This is a genomic window from Streptomyces sp. T028, from assembly GCF_048159505.1.
Lineage (GTDB): Bacteria > Actinomycetota > Actinomycetes > Streptomycetales > Streptomycetaceae > Streptomyces.
In genome coordinates, this window is record NZ_JBLRVZ010000088.1 from 1 (window position 1) to 18189 (window position 18189).

Genomic DNA, 18189 nt, shown 5'->3' on the forward strand with positions numbered 1-18189 from the left:
CCCGCGCCCCTAGGGGGTTGCAGTTGCGCTGCCTGAAAACTCGCCGTCGCTGCGGGCAGTCGTGCCGCTGGGGCGGCACGGGTGGGCGCAGCGGCACCCCGCCGGCGCGGGCGAGCGAACCTCACCCCCCCCAGCAATCAGCGTCCACCCCACAGACCCCCCGAGGTGCCCCCATGCACGTCACCCGCCGCACCGTCCTGGCCGGCACCGCAGCCGCCGCTGCGCTCACCACGCTCCCGGCAGTCCAGGCCGCCCCCGCCCACGCCGCCGAGACCGCCACCCCCACCTACCGCTGGCGCACCGCGGTCATCGACGGCACCGGCTTCGTCACCGGCGTCCTCTTCCACCGTTCCTAAAGACTGAGCGGGAGTGAGTCCTGTTGCCAGAACCCATGCTCAGCCGAACGCCCCGAACGGTGTTGGGCGTTCTGGTCCACCGCGTTCGCTCCGCGTCCGGCGCCAACGGATCGTGTCCGTGGTCCGGGAATGCGGGGGCGGTTTCCCTCACGCCCCGGGGCCACCGGTTCGGCCTGGACGGTCCGATGCCCCGCACGATCACTCCGGTCGTGCGGGGGCGGTGCCGTCCGTCGCCGGATCGGGTGCCCCAGGGCGCGCCTTCCGATCGCCACGGCGGCAGCGTCGTGGCGAGTGGTCTTCCTGGTTGTGGTGGTGAGGGGTTTCTGCCAGTGCTGGGCGCCCCAGCGGCTGGTGTAGGCGGGGTCCACAGCGACGAGGGGGATGCCGAGTTCGGCCGCCATGGACACCAGCCGGGCACGCAGCTTGCTGACCGGCATGCCGGAGATGAGGTTGCGGAATTTCTTGTTGCGGCCGTGTTTCTCGCGGGTGGTCTCGGCGGTGAAGTCGAGGTCCTCGATCGCGATCGCGAGGCCGTGCCGGGCGGCCCAGTGCAGCAGGCGGATCAGGGCGTGCCTGACCTGCGCGTCGCGGTGGGCGGCGGGGCCGGACAGGTCGTAGTCGAAGCGTTTGGGATGGCCCGTGGGATTGCCGTGGCTGTCGAGGCGCCAGGCGGCCAGGTGATCGGCGTTGGTGTCGACACCGACCATGCCGCTCGCGCGGGCCGTTGCCAGGGGCACGGTCTGGACCGGGGCGATGGTCCAGGACGCGGTCAGGTACCAGCGCCCCCGGACGGGGTCTTCGTGGATGCGGTAGGCGACGGCCCGGTTCGCTGCCACGCGATCACGCCACTGCTCACCCCGGTGCGCGAACGACACCTTCGCGGTGAGGACGTACCGGCCGTGCGGGGCGTTGGCCAGGTGCGCGAGCGGTTCGGGGAGTTTGAGGGAGACCTCGCCGTCGTCGGTGACGCGGATGGTCTCGTTGCCGAACCGTTTTCCGGATTCGCCGTCGGCTGCGAGGAACCGGCGCCCGGCCTGCCACCGGGCGCGCCACTGTTCCTCGGTGAGCTGCGCTTCCTGAAGGTGGTGGCGGGTGTTCAGCAGCCGTTTCCCGCCGCGCACCACGCGCACGATCCCGGCCTCACGGTCCGCCCGCACCGCCTCAAGCCGGTCTTCGAGCAGGCGCAGGCGACGGGACTTCGCGTGCCACTCCCGCCTGCTGCGGTAGCCGCCCGGGGCCCGTTTGGTGCCCTTCTCGCCCACGGGCCGGGACAGCCGGTGGGTGATCGTCTCGATCCCGGCCTGAAGGTTCTGGAGGTGCGCGAGCTGGCCGCGCCGGGCCAGCGCCCACTGATCGTGGGTGGCCTTCGTGATCGACCCGGCCCAGCGAGAGGAGGACCGCCCGGTCAGGACGCGCTTGCGCTCGGCCCACTGCTCGCTGTCGTGTTCCAGCCCGGCCGAACACCGCGTCTTCAGATCGCGGGAGGCGAGCGAACCGAGCAGGTCGCCGACCAGGCACAGCACCTTCTCGTCCCCGGCGGCCAGGTCCTTGAGCCGGGTACGGACCGCGACCCCCGAGGGGCCGGGCACCACGAACGGCGCAGCCACCTCCCGCAGCCCACCCACCCCACTCACCCCCAACCCCGTGCCGCAGAAATCCGTCACCACACCCAACGACCACCATCCGCGAAGGTCACGCATTCGATGCGAGAACTCCCGTTCCCCGCTCGGGGACGTGCCCCCGCCACCGCCCGGAGACTCACTCAGACGCGCCAGAACGTACTCAACCGGCCTCAACCGCCACCTGCTCACAGCCCATCCGCCCGTGGCCTCGCCTACGCCCGTACGGACATCGGCGCCGTCTACCGCTCCGACGACGGCGCGAAGAGCTGGGTGCGCATCAACGACGACCACCATCAGTGGGGCTGGACCGGCGAGATCATCGTCGGCGATCCGCGCGTGTACGGCCGCGTCTACCTCGCCACCAACGGGCGCGGCATCCAGTACGGGGAGCCCGTCTGATGGCAGCCACCGGCAGGCCGACCCTCGCCGACGCCACCCGCGGCCGCATCCTCTTCGGCGGTGACCACAACCCCGAACAGTGGCCCGAGGAGACCTGGCACGAGGACGTCCGGCTGATGCGCGAGGCCGGCGTCAACTCCGTCACCCTCGGCGTCTTCTCCTGGGCGAAGCTCGAACCAGAGCCGGGGGCACGGGAGTTCGGCTGGCTGGACCGGCTCATGGATCTCATGCACGACAACGGCGTCGGGGTCGTCCTCGCCACCCCCACCTCCTCCCCACCCCCGTGGCTCGGCCGGCTCCACCCGGACACCCTGCCCGTCACCGAGGACGGCCGCGTCGAGTGGTGGGGCGGCCGGCAGCACTTCTCCCACTCCAGCGCCACCTACCGCAGCCACGCCGCCGTCATCACCGAGGCCCTGGCCGCCCGCTACGCCGCCCACCCCGCCCTGACCATGTGGCACATCAACAACGAGTACTGCACGGCCGACTTCGGCGACGAGGCCGCCGCCCGCTTCCGCCGCTGGCTGCGCGACAGGTACGGCACCCTCGACGCCCTCAACACCGCCTGGGGCACCGCCTTCTGGAGCCAGGGCTACGACACCTGGGACGGCATCCTGCCGCCACGCACCCCGCACTATCTGAAGAACCCCGCCCAGGTGCTGGACTTCCGGCGCTTCACCTCCGACATGCTCCTGGAGTGCTACCTCGCCGAGCGGGACATCGTCGCCCGGCACACCCCGCACATCCCGGTCACCACCAACTTCATGCCGCTGTTCTTCGGCCAGGACGCCTGGCGCTGGTCCGAGGAGGAGGACGTCGTCTCCGTCGACCTCTACCCCGACCCGAGGGACCCGCTCGGCCCGCAGCACGGCGCCCTCGTCCAGGACCTCACCCGCTCACAGGCGCGCGGCCCCTGGGTGCTGATGGAACAGGCGGCCGGCCCCGTCAACTGGCGCGGGGTGAACCACCCCAAGCCGCGCGGCCTGGGCCGCCTCTGGTCCCTGCAGGCCGTGGCCCGGGGCGCGGACGCCGTCTGCTACTTCCAGTGGCGCCAGTCCCGCCAGGGCGCCGAGAAGTTCCACTCCGGCATGCTCGGCCACGCGGGGGAGCGGGGCCGTACCTTCCAGGAGATCAAGCGGCTCGGCGCGGAACTCGCCGCGCTCGGCCCCGCCGTGACCGGCAGCCCCCTGCACGCCGACATCGCGATCCTCCACGACTGGCACGCCTGGTGGGCCTCCGCCCAGGACGGCCGCCCCTCCACCCACGTCGACCATCCGGCCGTCCTCCACGCCTGGCACCGCGCCCTGTGGGAGGCCGGGTTCGCCACCGACTTCGCGCACCCCGCGCACGACCTCACCCGCTACCGGCTCGTGGTCGTGCCCCAGCTCTACGCGCTGACCGACGCGGCCGTGGACAACCTCCTCGCCTTCGTCCGGGCCGGCTCCACCCTGGTCTCGGGATTCCTCACCGGAGTCGCCGACGAGGACGACCGGATCCGCCCCGGCGGCATGGACCCCCGGCTGCGCGAACTGTTCGGCATCCGCGTCCTGCACGAGTGGTGGCCGCTGGAGGCGGGGGAGACCGTCGAGTGCGACGGCTTCCGGGGCACGCTGTGGTCGGAGGAGCTGGAGACCGAGGACGAGGTCGTGGACACCGTCTACAAGGGCGGTGAACTCGACGGACTGCCCGCCGTGCTCCACCGCGACCGCGCCTGGTACGTCTCCACCCTCCCCGAGCCCGAGGCCCTGCGCGCCCTGCTCACCCGGGTCGCGGCCGGCGCGGGCGTCCGGCCCGTCCTCGACGGCCTCCCGGCGGGCGTCGAAGCCGTACGCCGGGGCGGGCTGCTGTTCCTCCTCAACCACAGCCGCGAGCCGGTCACCGTCGACGTCCCGGGCACCCACACCGACCTGCTCACCGGAGACAAGATCACCGATCGGGCCCTCCTGGACCGCTACGGCGTGGTGGTGTTGCGGTCATGACGATCACACACGGCTCCTGGGAGCCGACCCCCGCCGCCCGCTGGGAGGACGCCTTCCTCAGCGGCAACGGCCACCACGGCACCCTCGTGTTCGGTGACCCGAACGACGACCGTGTCATCGTCACCCATCACACCCTGGTCCGTCCCAACGGCGCCGAACACGCCCGTCCGCCCGAGCTGGCCGCCGAACTCCCCGCCCTCCAGGACCGGTTGCTCGCGGGCGACCTCACGGCAGCCGAGGCCTTCACCGACCATCGCCCCCTCCAGTGGGTCCAGCCCTTCCACCCCGCCTTCCAGCTACGACTGCGCAGAGCGTCCCCGGCCGAAGGGCCCGCCCACCCGCACCGCTACCGCCGCACCGTCGACTTCACCACCGGCGAGACCACCGCCACCTGCCGGGAGTGGACCAGCAAGGTCTTCGTCTCCCGCGCCGACGACGTGATCGTCCAGCAGGTCACCGCCTCCGACCTGGACATCTCCCTGGACCACCGGCTCCCCGGCGCCCCCGCCGACCTCGCCGTCGGCCACGGCGCCGCCCTCACCCCGGACGGCGCCCAGCTCACCCTGCGCGCCCGCTACCCCGGCAGCGACCGCGCCTACACCGGCGTGACCCTCGTCGCCGTCACCGGCGGCAGCACCGCCCTCACCCTCCCCGGTGTGCGGATCACCGGCGCCGCCTCCGTCCTCCTCCTCACCCGGGTCCGCCGCCACACCGGCGAACTCGACGTCACCGCCGAGCAGCGCGCCCTCGCCGCCCTGCCGTCCTCCTACGAGGACCTCCTCGCCCGCCACCTCCCCCTCCACCGCACCGCCTACGAACGCGTCGCCCTCGACCTGCGCGCCGACCCCGACGAACGCGCCCTCCCCGGCTCCGAACTGCTGAAACACCCCCGCAGCACGGCCCTCCTGGAGCGCCTCTTCGCCGCCGGCCGCTACCACCTGCTGTCCTCCTCCGGCCTCAACCCGCCCCGGCTGACCGGCCTGTGGACCGGCGACTGGGACACCGCCTGGGCCGGCGCGTTCACCAACGACGCCAACCTCAACCTCCAGACCGCCTCCGCCGCGGCCGCAGCCCTCCCCGAAGTCACCGCCGCCCTAGCGTCCCTGATCCACCGCCAGCGCGACGACTGGCGGGAGAACGCCCGCGCCGTCCTCGGCGCCCGGGGCATGGTCGCGCCCGCCCACACCGACGGCGAGTCCGGGCTGACGTACCACTTCAGCCGCGAGTACCCCCTGCACCTGTGGACGGCCGGCGCGGACTGGCTGCTCAAGCCCCTCGTCGACCACGACGAGACCCACGGCACCCGTGACCCGGACACCGCCGCCGCGCTCGCCGAAGTCGCCACGTTCTACGAGGAGTTCCTGACCCACGAGGACAAGGACGGGCACCTCGTGGTCGTCCCCTCCTACTCGCCCGAGAACCGTCCAGCCAACGCCAGTTGGGGCGCGATCAACGCGGCCATGGACCTCTCGGCCGCCCGCCACGCGCTGCGCACCGCCGCCGACTACCACCCGGCCGAAGCCGACCGCTGGCGCGCCCTCGCCGACCGCCTCCCCCCGCACCGCGTCAACGCCGACGGCGCCCTCGCCGAATGGGCCAGGCCCGGCCTGGACGACACCTACGACCACCGCCACCTCAGCCACCTCTACGGCGTCTGGCCGCTCGACGAGATCACCCCCTACGACACCCCCGAGCTCGCGGCCGCCGCCCACCGCGCGCTCCAACTGCGCGGCGCCGAGAACGACTCCGCGCACGGCCACCTCCACCACGCCCTGATCGCGGCCCGGCTGCGCGACGGCCACCGGGTCGCCCACGCCCTCGCCCAGGTCCTGGACGGCGACTTCTTCCACGCCTCCCTGATGAGCGCCCACTACCCCCACCGCGACGTCTACAACGCGGACGCCGCGCACACCCTGCCCGCCGTGCTGATCGAGGCGCTCGCCCACTCCACGCCCGACCGCCTGGTGCTGCTCCCCGCGCTTCCGCCCGCGCTCCCGGCGGGCGAACTGCGGGGCCTGCGCACCCGGTTCGGCGCCGAACTCGACCTCGCCTGGGGTCCGGAGGGCGCCACGGCGGTCCTCCGGCCCACCCGCACCCTCCGCATCGAAGTCCGGACTTCCGCCGGCGACGCGAAGCCGCTCGACCTCGTCGCCGGCGAAGAACACGTCCTCACCACGGGGACGTGGTAACTCCCCGCATCCCCCCACCCATGGAAGGGACACCATGGCAACACGCACGCTCCGCAGGGTCGTCAAGGCCCTGATCGCCCCCACCCTGGCCCTCGGCGCCACCGTCGGCCTCGCCTCCGCCCCCGCCTCGGCCGCCGTCTGGAGCTCCTGCGACCAGTGGGGCAACACCACGCTGAACGGCTACACCCTCTACAACAACATCTGGGGTTCCGGCGCGGGCAGCCAGTGCGTCTGGGCCAACTCCGGCACCAACTGGGGAGTCTGGGCCAACCACCCGGCCACCGGCGGCATCAAGTCCTACCCCAACTCCAAGAAGGTGATCAACAAGACGATCACCTCCCTCGGGTCGCTCTCCAGCAGCTACAACGTCACGGTCCCGTCGTCCGGCGCGTACAACACGTCGTACGACATCTGGGACACCGACTACGACTACGAGATCATGCTCTGGGTCAACTACAACGGCGCCGTCGGCCCCCTCGGCACCTCCCAGGGCAACCTCACGCTCGGCGGCCACACCTGGACCGTCTACAAGGGCAACAACGGCTCGAACGAGGTGTTCTCGTTCCTGCGCACCTCGGACTCGTCGTCCGGCACCGTCAACATCCTGCCGATCCTGAAGTGGGTCAAGGACACGAAGGGCTGGTTCGGCAACGAGACCATCGGTGACGTGCAGTTCGGGTACGAGATCACCTCGTCCTCCGGCGGACTCGACTTCGTCACCAACAACCTGACCGTCAGCAGCAGCTGACGGACCTGCGGGCCGAGGCCGGCGCCGGGGCGCGTCACGCCCGGTCGACCTCGGCCCGCAGCGCGTTGTAGCCGGCGAACGCGGCGTCGACGTCGGCGCGGGTCAGACCGTAGCGGGCCAGGTCGTAGCGGTGCGGCCGGCTGCCCTTCGGACGGGCCGCGACCCGGGGCAGCCGGGCCGCGTCGGCGTCGGTCCAGCGCGCGCCGATCGCGTCGTACAGCTTGGGGGCGCCCGCGGCCGGGTCGGAGCCCAGCCACGAGTACGGGACGTCGATCAGCGACTCGCGGGGGATCACGGAGCGGGCGGCGAGACCGCGGGTCATGGAGCGGCTCAGCAACTCCAGCCAGGTGGCACCGAGTTCACGCAGGTCCAGCGGGCTCAGGGTGATCGCCATGCCGTGCTCGATCAGACTGCAGAACGACGGGACCACGGCGGCCGGATCGCGGTGGGTCCACACGATCGTCGCGTCGGGGAACACCGACAGCAGCGCGTCGAGGTTCTCGGTGTGCAGCGGCGACTTCAGCACCCAGCGGCGCCGCGGGCGGCCGTACTGCAGGACCTGGTAGATCTGCTTGAGGTAGGAGTAGTCGGGCCGGAAGTCCCGCTCGTAGTGGCGCGCCCGGTACTCGGGGATACGGGCCTGGGACAGCGGCATGATCGTGTGCGGGAGGGCGAAGGTGCACTCCTCGGGGCCCTCGGCGGACATCGGGTGGATGTCCCGGTAGTGCGGGGAGAACAGGTTGATCGCGCCGACCATCCCGCGCGCCGCCGCCACCGCCCGCTTCCGCTGCCGCTCGGTCCCCTCCAGATCCGGGGTGAGCAGCTCCCAGAGGCGGGGACATCGGTGCTGCTCGGAGAGGGACAGCACCCCATGGGTGAGGGTGGTGGCGGTGCGCGGCAGGCCCACCACGAACACCGGCCGCTCGACCGGCTCCCGGGCGATCCGCGGGTGCTCGGCGATCAGCCGCCGGACACGGGCGCGGTTGGTGAGATGCCTGCGCACATGGCCCTGCGCCGACCACCAGCCGACCGGGGTGAGGTGCTCGTCACGGGCCCAGTTGCGCAGCAGGAACCGGAACTCGGCGGAGAACACCGCGTCCACCGGCCCTGCCTGGGCGGCCAGCCGGTCGAAGACACGGTCGGGGCTGCGGCGCGAGGCGAACCCCGGCCGCAGCAGCAGATTGGCGAGCGTGAGGGCGAGGGGAGGCGCGGACTGGGCAGGCTCGGGCAGGTCAGGGGCGGACAGGTCAGGGGCGGACATGGGCGAACACCCTTTCGTGGCGCTGGTGGGGCAGCTGGATGCCAGCCCCCTACCCCACCAACTCACCTTTGCCACAAGGGTGTTCAGGTGTTACGACGATGATTCGGCCACCGGCAGCGTGGCCCCGTCCCGCAGGAACAGCGGGATCCGGTCCAGCGGCGCGTCGACCGTCACGGCGCTGCCCCCCTCGTACGTCTCACCCGTCCACGCGTCCGTCCAGCGCGCCCCCGCCGGAAGGTACGCCGTACGGTCCCGTGCCCCCGCCTCCAGCACCGGTACGACGAGCAGGTCCCGGCCGAAGAGGTAGGCGTCGTCGACCGACCAGGCCGCCGGGTCGCCGGGGAACTCCAGGAACAGCGGCCGCATCGGCGGCAGCCCCTCCTCGTGGGCCTCCCGCATGACCTGGAGGACGTACGGCTTCAGCCGCTCGCGCAGCCGCAGGTACTTCTCCAGGACGGCCCCGGCCTCCTCACCGTAGGACCACACCTCGTTCGGGCCGCCGGTCATGTCCGGGCCGAGCGGCATCCCCGGGTCCCGGAAGCCGTGCAGCCGCATCAGCGGGGACAGCGCGCCGAACTGGAACCAGCGGACCATCACCTCGCGGTACGCCGGGTCGTCCGGGTCGCCGCCGTGGAAGCCGCCGATGTCCGTGTTCCACCACGGGATGCCCGACAGCGCGGTGTTGAGGCCGGCCGCGATCTGGCGGCGCAGCGTCGGGAAGTCGGTGCCGATGTCACCCGACCACAGGGCCGCGCCCCAGCGCTGACTGCCCGCCCACGCCGAGCGGTTGAGGGTGACGACCTCCTCGCCCTCGGCGCGCAGACCCTCGTAGAACGTGCGGGCGTTCTCCGCCGGGTACAGGTTGCCGACCTCCAGGCCCGGGCCCGCCCAGTAGCGCAGGTTCTCCTGGAAGCCCGGCTTCAGCTCCGGCTCGCAGGCGTCCAGCCAGAAGGCCGTGATCCCGTACGGGGCGAGGTAGTTGTCCCGGACGCGCGACCACACGAACTCCCGGGCCTCGGGGTTCGTCGCGTCGTAGAAGGCCACCTGGACCGTGGAGGCGACCTCCTTGTCCGGCCAGTCGGCGTGCGCCAGCGGCCCGTACTGGGTGCCGATGAAGTGGCCGCGCTGCTCCATCACCGAGTGGTTCTCGCTCAGCGGCGACACCGAAGGCCACACACTCACCACCAGCTTGATGCCCAGCTCCGCCAACTCCCGCACCAGCGCGGCCGGGTCGGGCCATTCCTTCAGGTCGAACTTCCAGTCGCCGAGGTGCGTCCAGTGGAAGAAGTCGCAGACGATCGCCGAGATCGGCAGGCCTCGGCGCTTGTACTCGCGGGCCACGGCGAGGAGTTCGTCCTGGGTGCGGTAGCGCAGCTTGCACTGCCAGAAGCCCGCCGCCCACTCGGGCAGCATCGGCGTACGGCCCGTCACCGCGCTGTAGCGGCGCTGGCCGTCGGCCGGGGAGCCCGCGGTGATCCAGTAGTCGATCTGCCGGGCGGAGTCCGCCACCCAGCGCGTGCCGTTCCCGGCCAGCTCCACCCGGCCGATCGCCGGGTTGTTCCACAGCAGGGTGTAGCCGCGGCTGGAGGTCAGCACCGGGATGCCGACCTCGGCGTTGCGCTGCACCAGGTCCAGGACCAGGCCCTTCTGGTCGAACCGCCCGTGCTGGTGCTGGCCGAGGCCGTACAGCTTCTCGTCCTCGTACGCGGCGAACCGCTGCTCCAGCCGGTGGTAGCCGTTGCCGACGGCCGTGTAGAGCCGCGAGCCCGGCCACCAGAAGTGGGCCCGCTCCTCGGCCAGCACCTCACCGCCGTCGTCCGTGCGCAGAAAGCGGATCAGGCCCTCTGCGTCGACGTCGACGGTGAGCCCGCCGACGGTCAACCGCCCGCGCCCGTCCTCGGTCTTGATCGTGTACGGCGTCGGCGGCGGCGCATCCAGCAGAGCACCCGGCAGCCCGTCGAGCACGGGACCGCCGAGCCGGCCGCGGACCCGGACCGCGTCCGGCCCCCACGGCTCGATCCGGAGGGTCTCCTGACGGCCGCTCCACTCCAGCGCGCCGTCGCGCTCGCGGAAGGTGCCGACGGTGGGGGACGACTGTGCGAGGCTGACCGTGCCCTGACTGGTCTGGGTTTCGGCAGGCTGATTCACGGGGGGCTCCTGTGCTCCTGGAGGAGTGCGGACATGGGGGTGCCCTGGCGTGGCACAACAGCGGGAGAAGAGCGGGGGCGGAGAAGAGCGGGGGGCGGAGAAGAGCGGAGAGGCGGAGAAGAGCGGGGGGCCTGTCTCAGGAGGCGGCCGGGCCCGTGCTCGCCCGGACCGTCAACGCGGGTTCGAGCAGCACGACTTCGTCCGTCCCCCGCCCGTCGAGCTTGGCCACCAGCCGCTCCACGGCGTGCCGGCCCATCTCCGGGGCGGGGATGGCGACCGAGGTCAGCCGCACCGAGGCCTGGACGGCGACCTGCTCGGGGCAGATCGCGACCACCGACACGTCCTCGGGGACGGCCCGGCCCTGCTGGCGCAGCAGCGCGAGCAGGGGTTCGACCGCCGACTCGTTCTGCACGACGAACCCGGTGGTGCCCGGGCGTTCGTCGAGGATGCGGGCGAGGGTCACGGCCATCGCGGCGTACCCGCCCTCGCAGGGGCGGTGCAGCAGCCGCAGGCCCAGCTCCCGGGAGCGGGACCGCAGTCCGTCGAGCGTGCGCTCGGCGAAGCCTGTGTGCCGCTCGTACACCGCGGGCGCCTCGCCGATGACAGCGATGTCGCGGTGACCGAGCGACGCGAGATGCTCCACGCACAGCGCGCCGGTCGCCGTGAAGTCGAGATCGACGCAGGTCAGGCCGGAGGTGTCGGCGGGCAGCCCGATCAGCACCGAGGGCTGGTCCGTCTGCCGCAGCAGGGGCAGCCGTTCGTCGTCGAGCTGCACGTCCATCAGGATCATGGCGTCGGCGAGCCCGCTGCGGGTGACCCGGCGCACCGCGTCGGGGCCCTCCTCACCGGTGAGCAGCAGCACGTCGTAGCCATGGGTGCGGGCCGTGGTGGCCACCGCGATGGCGATCTCCATCATCACCGGCACATACATGTCGGTGCGCAGCGGGACCATCAGCGCGATGATGTTCGACTTGCTGCTGGCCAGCGCCCGCGCCCCCGCGTTCGGGTGGTAGCCCAGCTCGCGGATGCTCTGCTCGACCCGCTGCCGGGTGGTCGTGGAGATGGACCGCTTGCCACTGAGGACATAGCTCACCGTGCTCGCCGAGACTCCGGCGTGCTGGGCGACCTCGGCGAGGGTGACCATCCAGCTCTCCAAGCTTTGTGAAGCGCTTCGACAGTGCGCAGTGTGAACAAGAGGGGGTGAGGGTGGTTCGACAGTAGCCCCAGCAGAGGTGGGTGTCCATAGGTTGTCGAAGCGCTTCGACAGCGAGTTGCGAAGAAAACGTGAAGAGAGAGTACGGCAACCTTTTCCCGCCCGGCGCCCACTGGGGTGACGTAACGAAGATCCGGCCCCGGAAGGACCCCCATGCAGCACCGCCGTCCCCGTCTGTCGAAGAGGGCGAAGGCCCTGACCGCCGCCGCCGTCGCCCTCGCGGCCGCCGTCGGCGTCACCGTCGCCCAGGCGGGTGAGTCGAGCAAGAAGTGCACGGACTTCGACACGATCACGCTCGGCAAGTACTACGTGAACAACAACGTCTGGAACCGGGAGAAGGCCACCGGCACGAGTTGCGTCTGGGACAACTCCCAGTCCGGCGACACCATCTCCTGGGGCACCAGCTACAGCCTGGCCAACAGCGGCACGGGCAAGGACTACGACGTGAAGTCGTACGCCTCCTCCGTCCTCGGCTGGCACTGGGGCTGGAAGGTCGACAAGGCGAAGACCGGTCTGCCGATCAAGGTCGGCGACCGCAAGAAGGTCACCGCGAACTGGGAGTTCTCCCTGCCGTCCAACCCCGGCACCATGAACGTCGCCTACGACCTGTGGCTGCACACCAAGAACACCGCGGACTGGCAGGACCAGCCCACCGACGAGATCATGATCTGGCTCAACCGCCAGGGCGGCGCGGGCCCGCTGGGCACCAAGTACGGCAGCGTCAGCCTGAACGGCGCCATGTGGGACATCTACCAGGGCGACATCGGCTGGAAGGTCTACTCCTTCGTCCGCCGCGCCAACACCACCAAGGCCACCCTCAACCTGGACGACTTCACCCAGGCACTCGTCCGGCGCAAGCTCCTCTCCAACGACAAGTACGTCTCCGGCATCGAGTCCGGCACCGAGGTCTTCAAGGGAACGGGCCGCCTGGACACCAAGTCGTACTCCGTCACCATCGGCTGAGAAGGGCCCGGACGGCACGCGAAGGGTGGCGGGGTCGTCCCGGATCGGGTACCAACGATCGAGTAGCACCCATCGGTAACCGATGTGGTCCATGATCCCGATTCGCGGCGAGGTGATCCTCATGTCCGCACCACCCCTGAAGAAACCCACCGTCACCGAGCGTGAGGCACGCCAGGTCGCGGAGGCCGCCCGGGAACAGGACTGGCGCAAGCCCAGCTTCGCCAAGGAACTGTTCCTGGGCCGCTTCCGCCTCGACCTGATCCACCCCCATCCGCTCCCCACCGACGAGGCCGTCCGGCGCGGCGAGCAGTTCCTGACCAAGCTCCACGCGTTCTGCGAGACGCAGATCGACGGGGCGCTGATCGAGCGCGAGGCCAGGATCCCCGACGAGGTGATCAACGGGCTCAGGGAGCTCGGCGCCCTCGGCATGAAGATCGACCCCAAGTACGGCGGTCTCGGCCTCACCCAGGTGTACTACAACAAGGCGCTGGCCCTGGTCGGCTCGGCCAGCCCCGCGGTCGGCGTGCTGCTGTCGGCCCACCAGTCGATCGGCGTACCGCAGCCGCTGAAGATGTTCGGCACGCCCGAACAGAAGCAGGCCTTCCTGCCGCGCTGCGCCACCACCGCCGTCAGCGCCTTCCTGCTCACCGAACCGGACGTCGGCTCCGACCCGGCCCGGCTCGCCACCAGCGCGGTCCCGGACGGGGACGACTACGTCCTCGACGGCGTCAAGCTGTGGACGACCAACGGCGTGGTCGCCGACCTGCTGGTCGTGATGGCCCGCGTCCCCAGGAGCGAGGGCCACCCGGGCGGCATCTCCGCCTTCGTCGTGGAGAGCGACTCGCCCGGCATCACCGTCGAGAACCGCAACGCCTTCATGGGCCTGCGCGGCATCGAGAACGGCGTCACCCGCTTCCACCAGGTCCGGGTCCCCGCCGCCAACCGCATCGGCCCCGAGGGCGCCGGCCTGAAGATCGCCCTCACCACCCTCAACACCGGCCGGCTCTCCCTGCCCGCGTCCTGCGTCGCCGCCGGCAAGTGGTCGCTGAAGATCGCCCGCGAGTGGTCGACGGCCCGCGAGCAGTGGGGCAAGCCCATCGCCCACCACGAGGCGGTCGGCGCGAAGATCTCCTTCATCGCGGCCACCACCTTCGCCCTGGAGGCCGTACTGGACCTGTCCTCGCAGATGGCCGACGAGGACCGCAACGACATCCGCATCGAGGGCGCGCTGGCCAAGCTCTTCGCGTCCGAGATGGGCTGGCGGATGGCCGACGAGCTGATCCAGATCCGCGGCGGCCGAGGCTTCGAGACGGCCGAGTCCCTCAGGGCCCGCGGCGAACGCGCGGTCCCCGCCGAACAGCTCCTGCGCGACCTGCGCATCAACCGCATCTTCGAGGGTTCCACGGAGATCATGCACCTCCTCATCGCCCGCGAGGCCGTCGACGCCCACCTCTCCGTCGCCGGCGACCTCATCGACCCCGACAAGTCCCTCCAGGACAAGGCCAGGGCGGGCGCGAGCGCCGGTGTCTTCTACGCCAAGTGGCTGCCGAGGCTGGTCGCGGGAGCGGGCCAGCTGCCGTCGTCGTACACCGGGTTCCGGCACGCCGGGGTCGACCTCTCCATGCATCTGCGGTTCGTCGAACGGCACGCCCGCAAGCTCGCCCGCTCCACGTTCTACGCCATGTCCCGCTGGCAGGGCCGGATGGAGACCAAGCAGGGCTTCCTCGGCCGGATCGTCGACATCGGCGCGGAACTGTTCGCGATGAGCGCGGCCTGCGTCCGGGCCGAGATGCTGCGCACCCGCGGCGAACACGGCCGCGAGGCCTACCGGCTCGCCGACGCCTTCTGCCGCCAGTCCCGGCTGCGCGTCGACGAACTCTTCACCCGCCTGTGGAACAACACGGACGCTGTAGACCGCAAGGTCGTCAAGGACGTCCTCGCGGGCGCCCACGAGTGGCTGGAGGACGGCGTCGTCGACCCCTCGGGCGAGGGCCCGTGGATCGCCGACACCACACCCGGACCCAGCGAACGGGAGAACGTCCACCGCCCCATCAGGTGACGGACGGCGAGAGCCAGGTTGTGTGTGCTCAGTCTCGGCGACACGCCGTGTGTGCGGCGTGTCGCCGAGACTGGATCACCACTTGTCGGGCGGCACCGCCAGGACACCCCCAGCTCCCGTCGCCCCATGGACGTGNGGGGGGGGGGGGGGGCGCCCCCCCGAGACTGGATCACCACTTGTCGGGCGGCACCGCCAGGACACCCCCAGCTCCCGTCGCCCCATGGACGTGACGGATCTCGGGCCAGGCAACAATGGGAGGATGAGCGACAGTCCAGCCCCCCTCGCCGACCCGCACCTCGTCTACGACCCCGTCGCGGGTGACGGTCCCAAGGACGTGGTGATCCTCGGTGCCACCGGATCGATCGGCACCCAGGCCGTCGACCTCGTGCTGCGCAACCCGGACCGGTTCCGGGTCACCGGCCTGTCCGCCAACGGCGGCCGGGTCGCCCTCCTCGCCGAGCAGGCCCGCCGGCTGCGGGTACGGACCGTCGCCGTCGCCCGCGAGGACGTCGTCCCGGCCCTGCGCGAGGCGCTCGCCGCCGAGTACGGCACGTCGGAGCCGCTCCCCGAGATCCTCGCCGGCCCGGACGCGGCGACACAGCTCGCCGCCTCCGACTGCCACACCGTCCTCAACGGCATCACGGGCTCCATCGGCCTCGCACCCACCCTCGCCGCCCTGGAGGCGGGCCGTACCCTCGCGCTCGCCAACAAGGAGTCGCTCATCGTCGGCGGCCCGCTGGTCAAGGCGCTGGCCAAGCCCGGCCAGATCATCCCGGTGGACTCCGAGCACGCCGCCCTGTTCCAGGCCCTCGCCGCCGGCACCCGCGCCGACGTGCGCAAACTGGTCGTCACGGCCTCCGGCGGCCCCTTCCGCGGCCGCACCAGGGCCGAGCTGGCGAACGTCACCGTCCAGGACGCCCTCGCCCACCCCACCTGGTCCATGGGCCCGGTCATCACGATCAACTCCGCGACCCTCGTCAACAAGGGGCTGGAAGTCATCGAGGCACACCTCCTCTACGACATTCCCTTCTCGCGGATTGAGGTGGTCGTGCACCCGCAGTCGTATGTCCACTCGATGGTTGAGTTCACGGACGGATCGACACTGGCCCAGGCGACGCCCCCCGACATGCGCGGGCCCATCGCCATCGGCCTCGGCTGGCCGCAGCGCGTCCCCGACGCCGCGCCCGCCTTCGACTGGAGCACGGCGTCGACGTGGGAGTTCTTCCCCCTCGACAACGAGGCCTTCCCCTCGGTGAACCTCGCCCGGCACGTGGGCGAGCTCGCCGGGACGGCACCGGCGGTGTTCAATGCCGCCAACGAGGAGTGCGTGGAGGCCTTCCGGACCGGCGCGCTGCCGTTCAACGGGATCATGGAGACCGTGACGAGGGTCGTCGAGGAACACGGCACCCCGGCCACGGGAACTTCACTCACCGTGTCGGACGTCCTCGAAGCGGAGACCTGGGCGCGCGCCCGGGCACAGGAACTGACGGCGCAGACGGCGGAGGCCCGTGCATGACGACCCTGATGTTCATCCTCGGGATTCTGGTCTTCTTCGTGGGCCTGCTCTTCTCGATCGCCTGGCACGAGCTGGGCCACCTCTCCACGGCGAAGCTGTTCGGCATCCGTGTGCCCCAGTACATGGTCGGCTTCGGCCCGACCATCTGGTCGCGCCGGAAGGGCGAGACCGAGTACGGCATCAAGGCCATCCCGCTCGGCGGCTACATCCGCATGATCGGCATGTTCCCGCCCGGTGAGGACGGCAGGGTCACGGCCCGCTCCACCTCCCCCTGGCGCGGCATGATCGAGGACGCCCGCTCGGCCGCGTTCGAGGAGCTCCAGCCCGGCGACGAGAAGCGCATGTTCTACACGCGCAAGCCGTGGAAGCGCGTCATCGTCATGTTCGCCGGCCCGTTCATGAACCTGATCCTCGCGGTCGGCCTGTTCCTGACCGTGCTGATGGGCTTCGGCATCCAGCAGGAGACCACCAACGTCGCCTCGGTCTCGCCCTGTGTCATCGCGCAGAGCGAGAACCGCGACACCTGCAAGAGCACCGACAAGCCCTCCCCGGCCGAGGCGGCGGGCCTGAAGAAGGGCGACAAGATCGTCTCCTTCGACGGCGTCGCCACCGCCAAGTGGGACACGCTCTCCGACCTCATCCGCGACAGCGCCGGCAAGAACGTGGCGATCGTCGTCGAGCGAGGCGGCAAGGACGTCACGCTCCACGCCACCATCGCCACCAACCAGGTCGCCAAGAAGGACAGCTCCGGCGCCTTCGTCCAGGGCGAGTACGTCAAGGCCGGTTTCCTCGGCTTCAGCGCGGCCACCGGCGTCGTCAAGCAGGACTTCGGCGAGTCCGTGACCTGGATGGGCGACCACGTCGGCGACGCGGTCGACTCCCTCGTCGCCCTGCCCGGCAAGATCCCCGCCCTGTGGAACGCGACCTTCGGCGACGCCCCGCGCGAGCCCGACTCCCCGATGGGCATCGTCGGCGCGGCCCGGGTCACCGGCGAGATCGCCACCCTGGACATCCCCGCCTCGCAGCAGCTGGCCATGGCCGTGTTCGTGGTCGCCGGCTTCAACCTCTCCCTGTTCCTGTTCAACATGCTCCCGCTGCTCCCGCTCGACGGCGGGCACATCGCGGGCGCTCTGTGGGAGTCGCTGCGGCGGGGCGTCGCGCGTGTGCTGCGCCGCCCGGACCCGGGCCCGTTCGACGTGGCGAAGCTGATGCCGGTGGCGTACGTGGTGGCAGGGATCTTCGTCTGCTTCACGATCCTGGTGCTGATCGCGGACGTGGTGAACCCCGTGCGCATCTCGTAGTCCATCTCTTCGTCATACGGAGTTCGCGGCGGCCCGGGACACTTGCTCCCGGGCCGTCTTCCATCGGGTGGGTTTTGACGGCAGCGATGTGCCCCCGCCCGGGCCCGTGCCGTAATCTCAAAGCCTGGAAACCCGCCTCGACGGGACCTGGACCTTGATCCACGACTTGGGGTTGCACAGCAGATGACTGCGATTTCTCTCGGCATGCCGTCCGTTCCGACCAGGGTTGCCGAGCGCCGGAAGAGCCGGCAGATCCAGGTCGGCTCGGTGGCGGTGGGTGGTGACGCGCCGGTCTCGGTCCAGTCGATGACGACGACCCGTACGTCGGACGTCGGCGCGACCCTTCAGCAGATCGCCGAGCTGACCGCGTCGGGCTGCCAGATCGTGCGGGTGGCCTGCCCGACGCAGGACGACGCGGACGCCCTGGCGACGATC

General features: G+C 71.2%; 13 protein-coding genes and 1 pseudogene. 10 read left to right on the top strand and 4 right to left on the bottom strand.

Features of this window, described 5'->3' with window-relative positions:
• Positions 1-173: 173 nt before the first annotated feature.
• A pseudogene (locus ACLZN2_RS49450) lies at positions 174-347 on the top strand (twin-arginine translocation signal domain-containing protein); the annotation flags it as partial.
• A 5-nt stretch (positions 348-352) separates the two neighbouring features.
• Here the strand turns inward: ACLZN2_RS49450 and ACLZN2_RS49455 are convergent.
• Positions 353-1981, bottom strand: coding sequence for an IS200/IS605 family accessory protein TnpB-related protein (locus ACLZN2_RS49455; RefSeq protein WP_416986703.1), 1629 nt, complete (start codon positions 1979-1981; stop codon positions 353-355).
• A gap of 78 nt (positions 1982-2059) precedes the next feature.
• Here ACLZN2_RS49455 and ACLZN2_RS49460 point away from each other — a divergent pair, with 78 nt between their 5' ends.
• From ACLZN2_RS49460 to ACLZN2_RS49475, 4 genes are read left to right on the top strand one after another with little or no spacing between them, the layout of a single operon-like run.
• Complete coding sequence (locus ACLZN2_RS49460) at positions 2060-2377, top strand: hypothetical protein (protein ID WP_416986704.1); 318 nt, start codon at positions 2060-2062, stop codon at positions 2375-2377.
• Positions 2377-4356: a beta-galactosidase gene (locus ACLZN2_RS49465; protein ID WP_416986686.1), complete on the top strand. Its 1980-nt coding sequence runs from the start codon at positions 2377-2379 to the stop codon at positions 4354-4356. Before ACLZN2_RS49460 ends, ACLZN2_RS49465 begins: the two co-directional genes overlap by 1 nt.
• Positions 4353-6545 (top strand): glycosyl hydrolase family 95 catalytic domain-containing protein, encoded by a 2193-nt coding sequence (locus ACLZN2_RS49470; protein WP_416986687.1) that lies wholly within the window; start codon positions 4353-4355, stop codon positions 6543-6545. The genes ACLZN2_RS49465 and ACLZN2_RS49470 overlap by 4 nt, the downstream gene beginning before the upstream one ends.
• A gap of 34 nt (positions 6546-6579) precedes the next feature.
• On the top strand, positions 6580-7293 hold the full coding sequence (locus tag ACLZN2_RS49475; RefSeq protein WP_416986689.1) for a glycoside hydrolase family 12 protein: 714 nt from the start codon (positions 6580-6582) through the stop codon (positions 7291-7293).
• A 34-nt stretch (positions 7294-7327) separates the two neighbouring features.
• Here the strand turns inward: ACLZN2_RS49475 and ACLZN2_RS49480 are convergent, their stop codons facing one another.
• From ACLZN2_RS49480 to ACLZN2_RS49490, 3 genes are all read right to left on the bottom strand, one after another.
• On the bottom strand, positions 7328-8554 hold the full coding sequence (locus tag ACLZN2_RS49480; protein WP_416986691.1) for a sulfotransferase family protein: 1227 nt from the start codon (positions 8552-8554) through the stop codon (positions 7328-7330).
• Positions 8555-8644: 90 nt separating this feature from the next.
• Positions 8645-10702, bottom strand: coding sequence for a TIM-barrel domain-containing protein (locus ACLZN2_RS49485; RefSeq protein ID WP_416986692.1), 2058 nt, complete (start codon positions 10700-10702; stop codon positions 8645-8647).
• A 136-nt stretch (positions 10703-10838) separates the two neighbouring features.
• Entirely contained in the window at positions 10839-11846 is a 1008-nt protein-coding gene (locus ACLZN2_RS49490) for a LacI family DNA-binding transcriptional regulator (RefSeq protein ID WP_416986693.1), read from the bottom strand.
• A gap of 222 nt (positions 11847-12068) precedes the next feature.
• Here ACLZN2_RS49490 and ACLZN2_RS49495 point away from each other — a divergent pair, with 222 nt between their 5' ends.
• The 5 genes from ACLZN2_RS49495 to ACLZN2_RS49515 form a co-directional block, all read left to right on the top strand.
• Complete coding sequence (locus ACLZN2_RS49495; protein ID WP_416986695.1) at positions 12069-12878, top strand: GH12 family glycosyl hydrolase domain-containing protein; 810 nt, start codon at positions 12069-12071, stop codon at positions 12876-12878.
• Positions 12879-12999: 121 nt separating this feature from the next.
• A complete protein-coding gene (locus ACLZN2_RS49500) occupies positions 13000-14937 on the top strand; it encodes an acyl-CoA dehydrogenase family protein (protein ID WP_416986697.1) in 1938 nt (645 codons plus the stop codon).
• A gap of 259 nt (positions 14938-15196) precedes the next feature.
• Positions 15197-16453, top strand: coding sequence for a 1-deoxy-D-xylulose-5-phosphate reductoisomerase (gene dxr, locus ACLZN2_RS49505; RefSeq protein WP_416986698.1), 1257 nt, complete (start codon positions 15197-15199; stop codon positions 16451-16453).
• Positions 16450-17754, top strand: a complete 1305-nt coding sequence (locus ACLZN2_RS49510; RefSeq protein ID WP_416986700.1) for a M50 family metallopeptidase — start codon at positions 16450-16452, stop codon at positions 17752-17754. The genes dxr and ACLZN2_RS49510 overlap by 4 nt, the downstream gene beginning before the upstream one ends.
• Before the next feature lie 183 nt (positions 17755-17937).
• A partial coding sequence (locus ACLZN2_RS49515; RefSeq protein WP_416986702.1) for a flavodoxin-dependent (E)-4-hydroxy-3-methylbut-2-enyl-diphosphate synthase occupies positions 17938-18189 on the top strand: 252 nt, incomplete at its 3' end.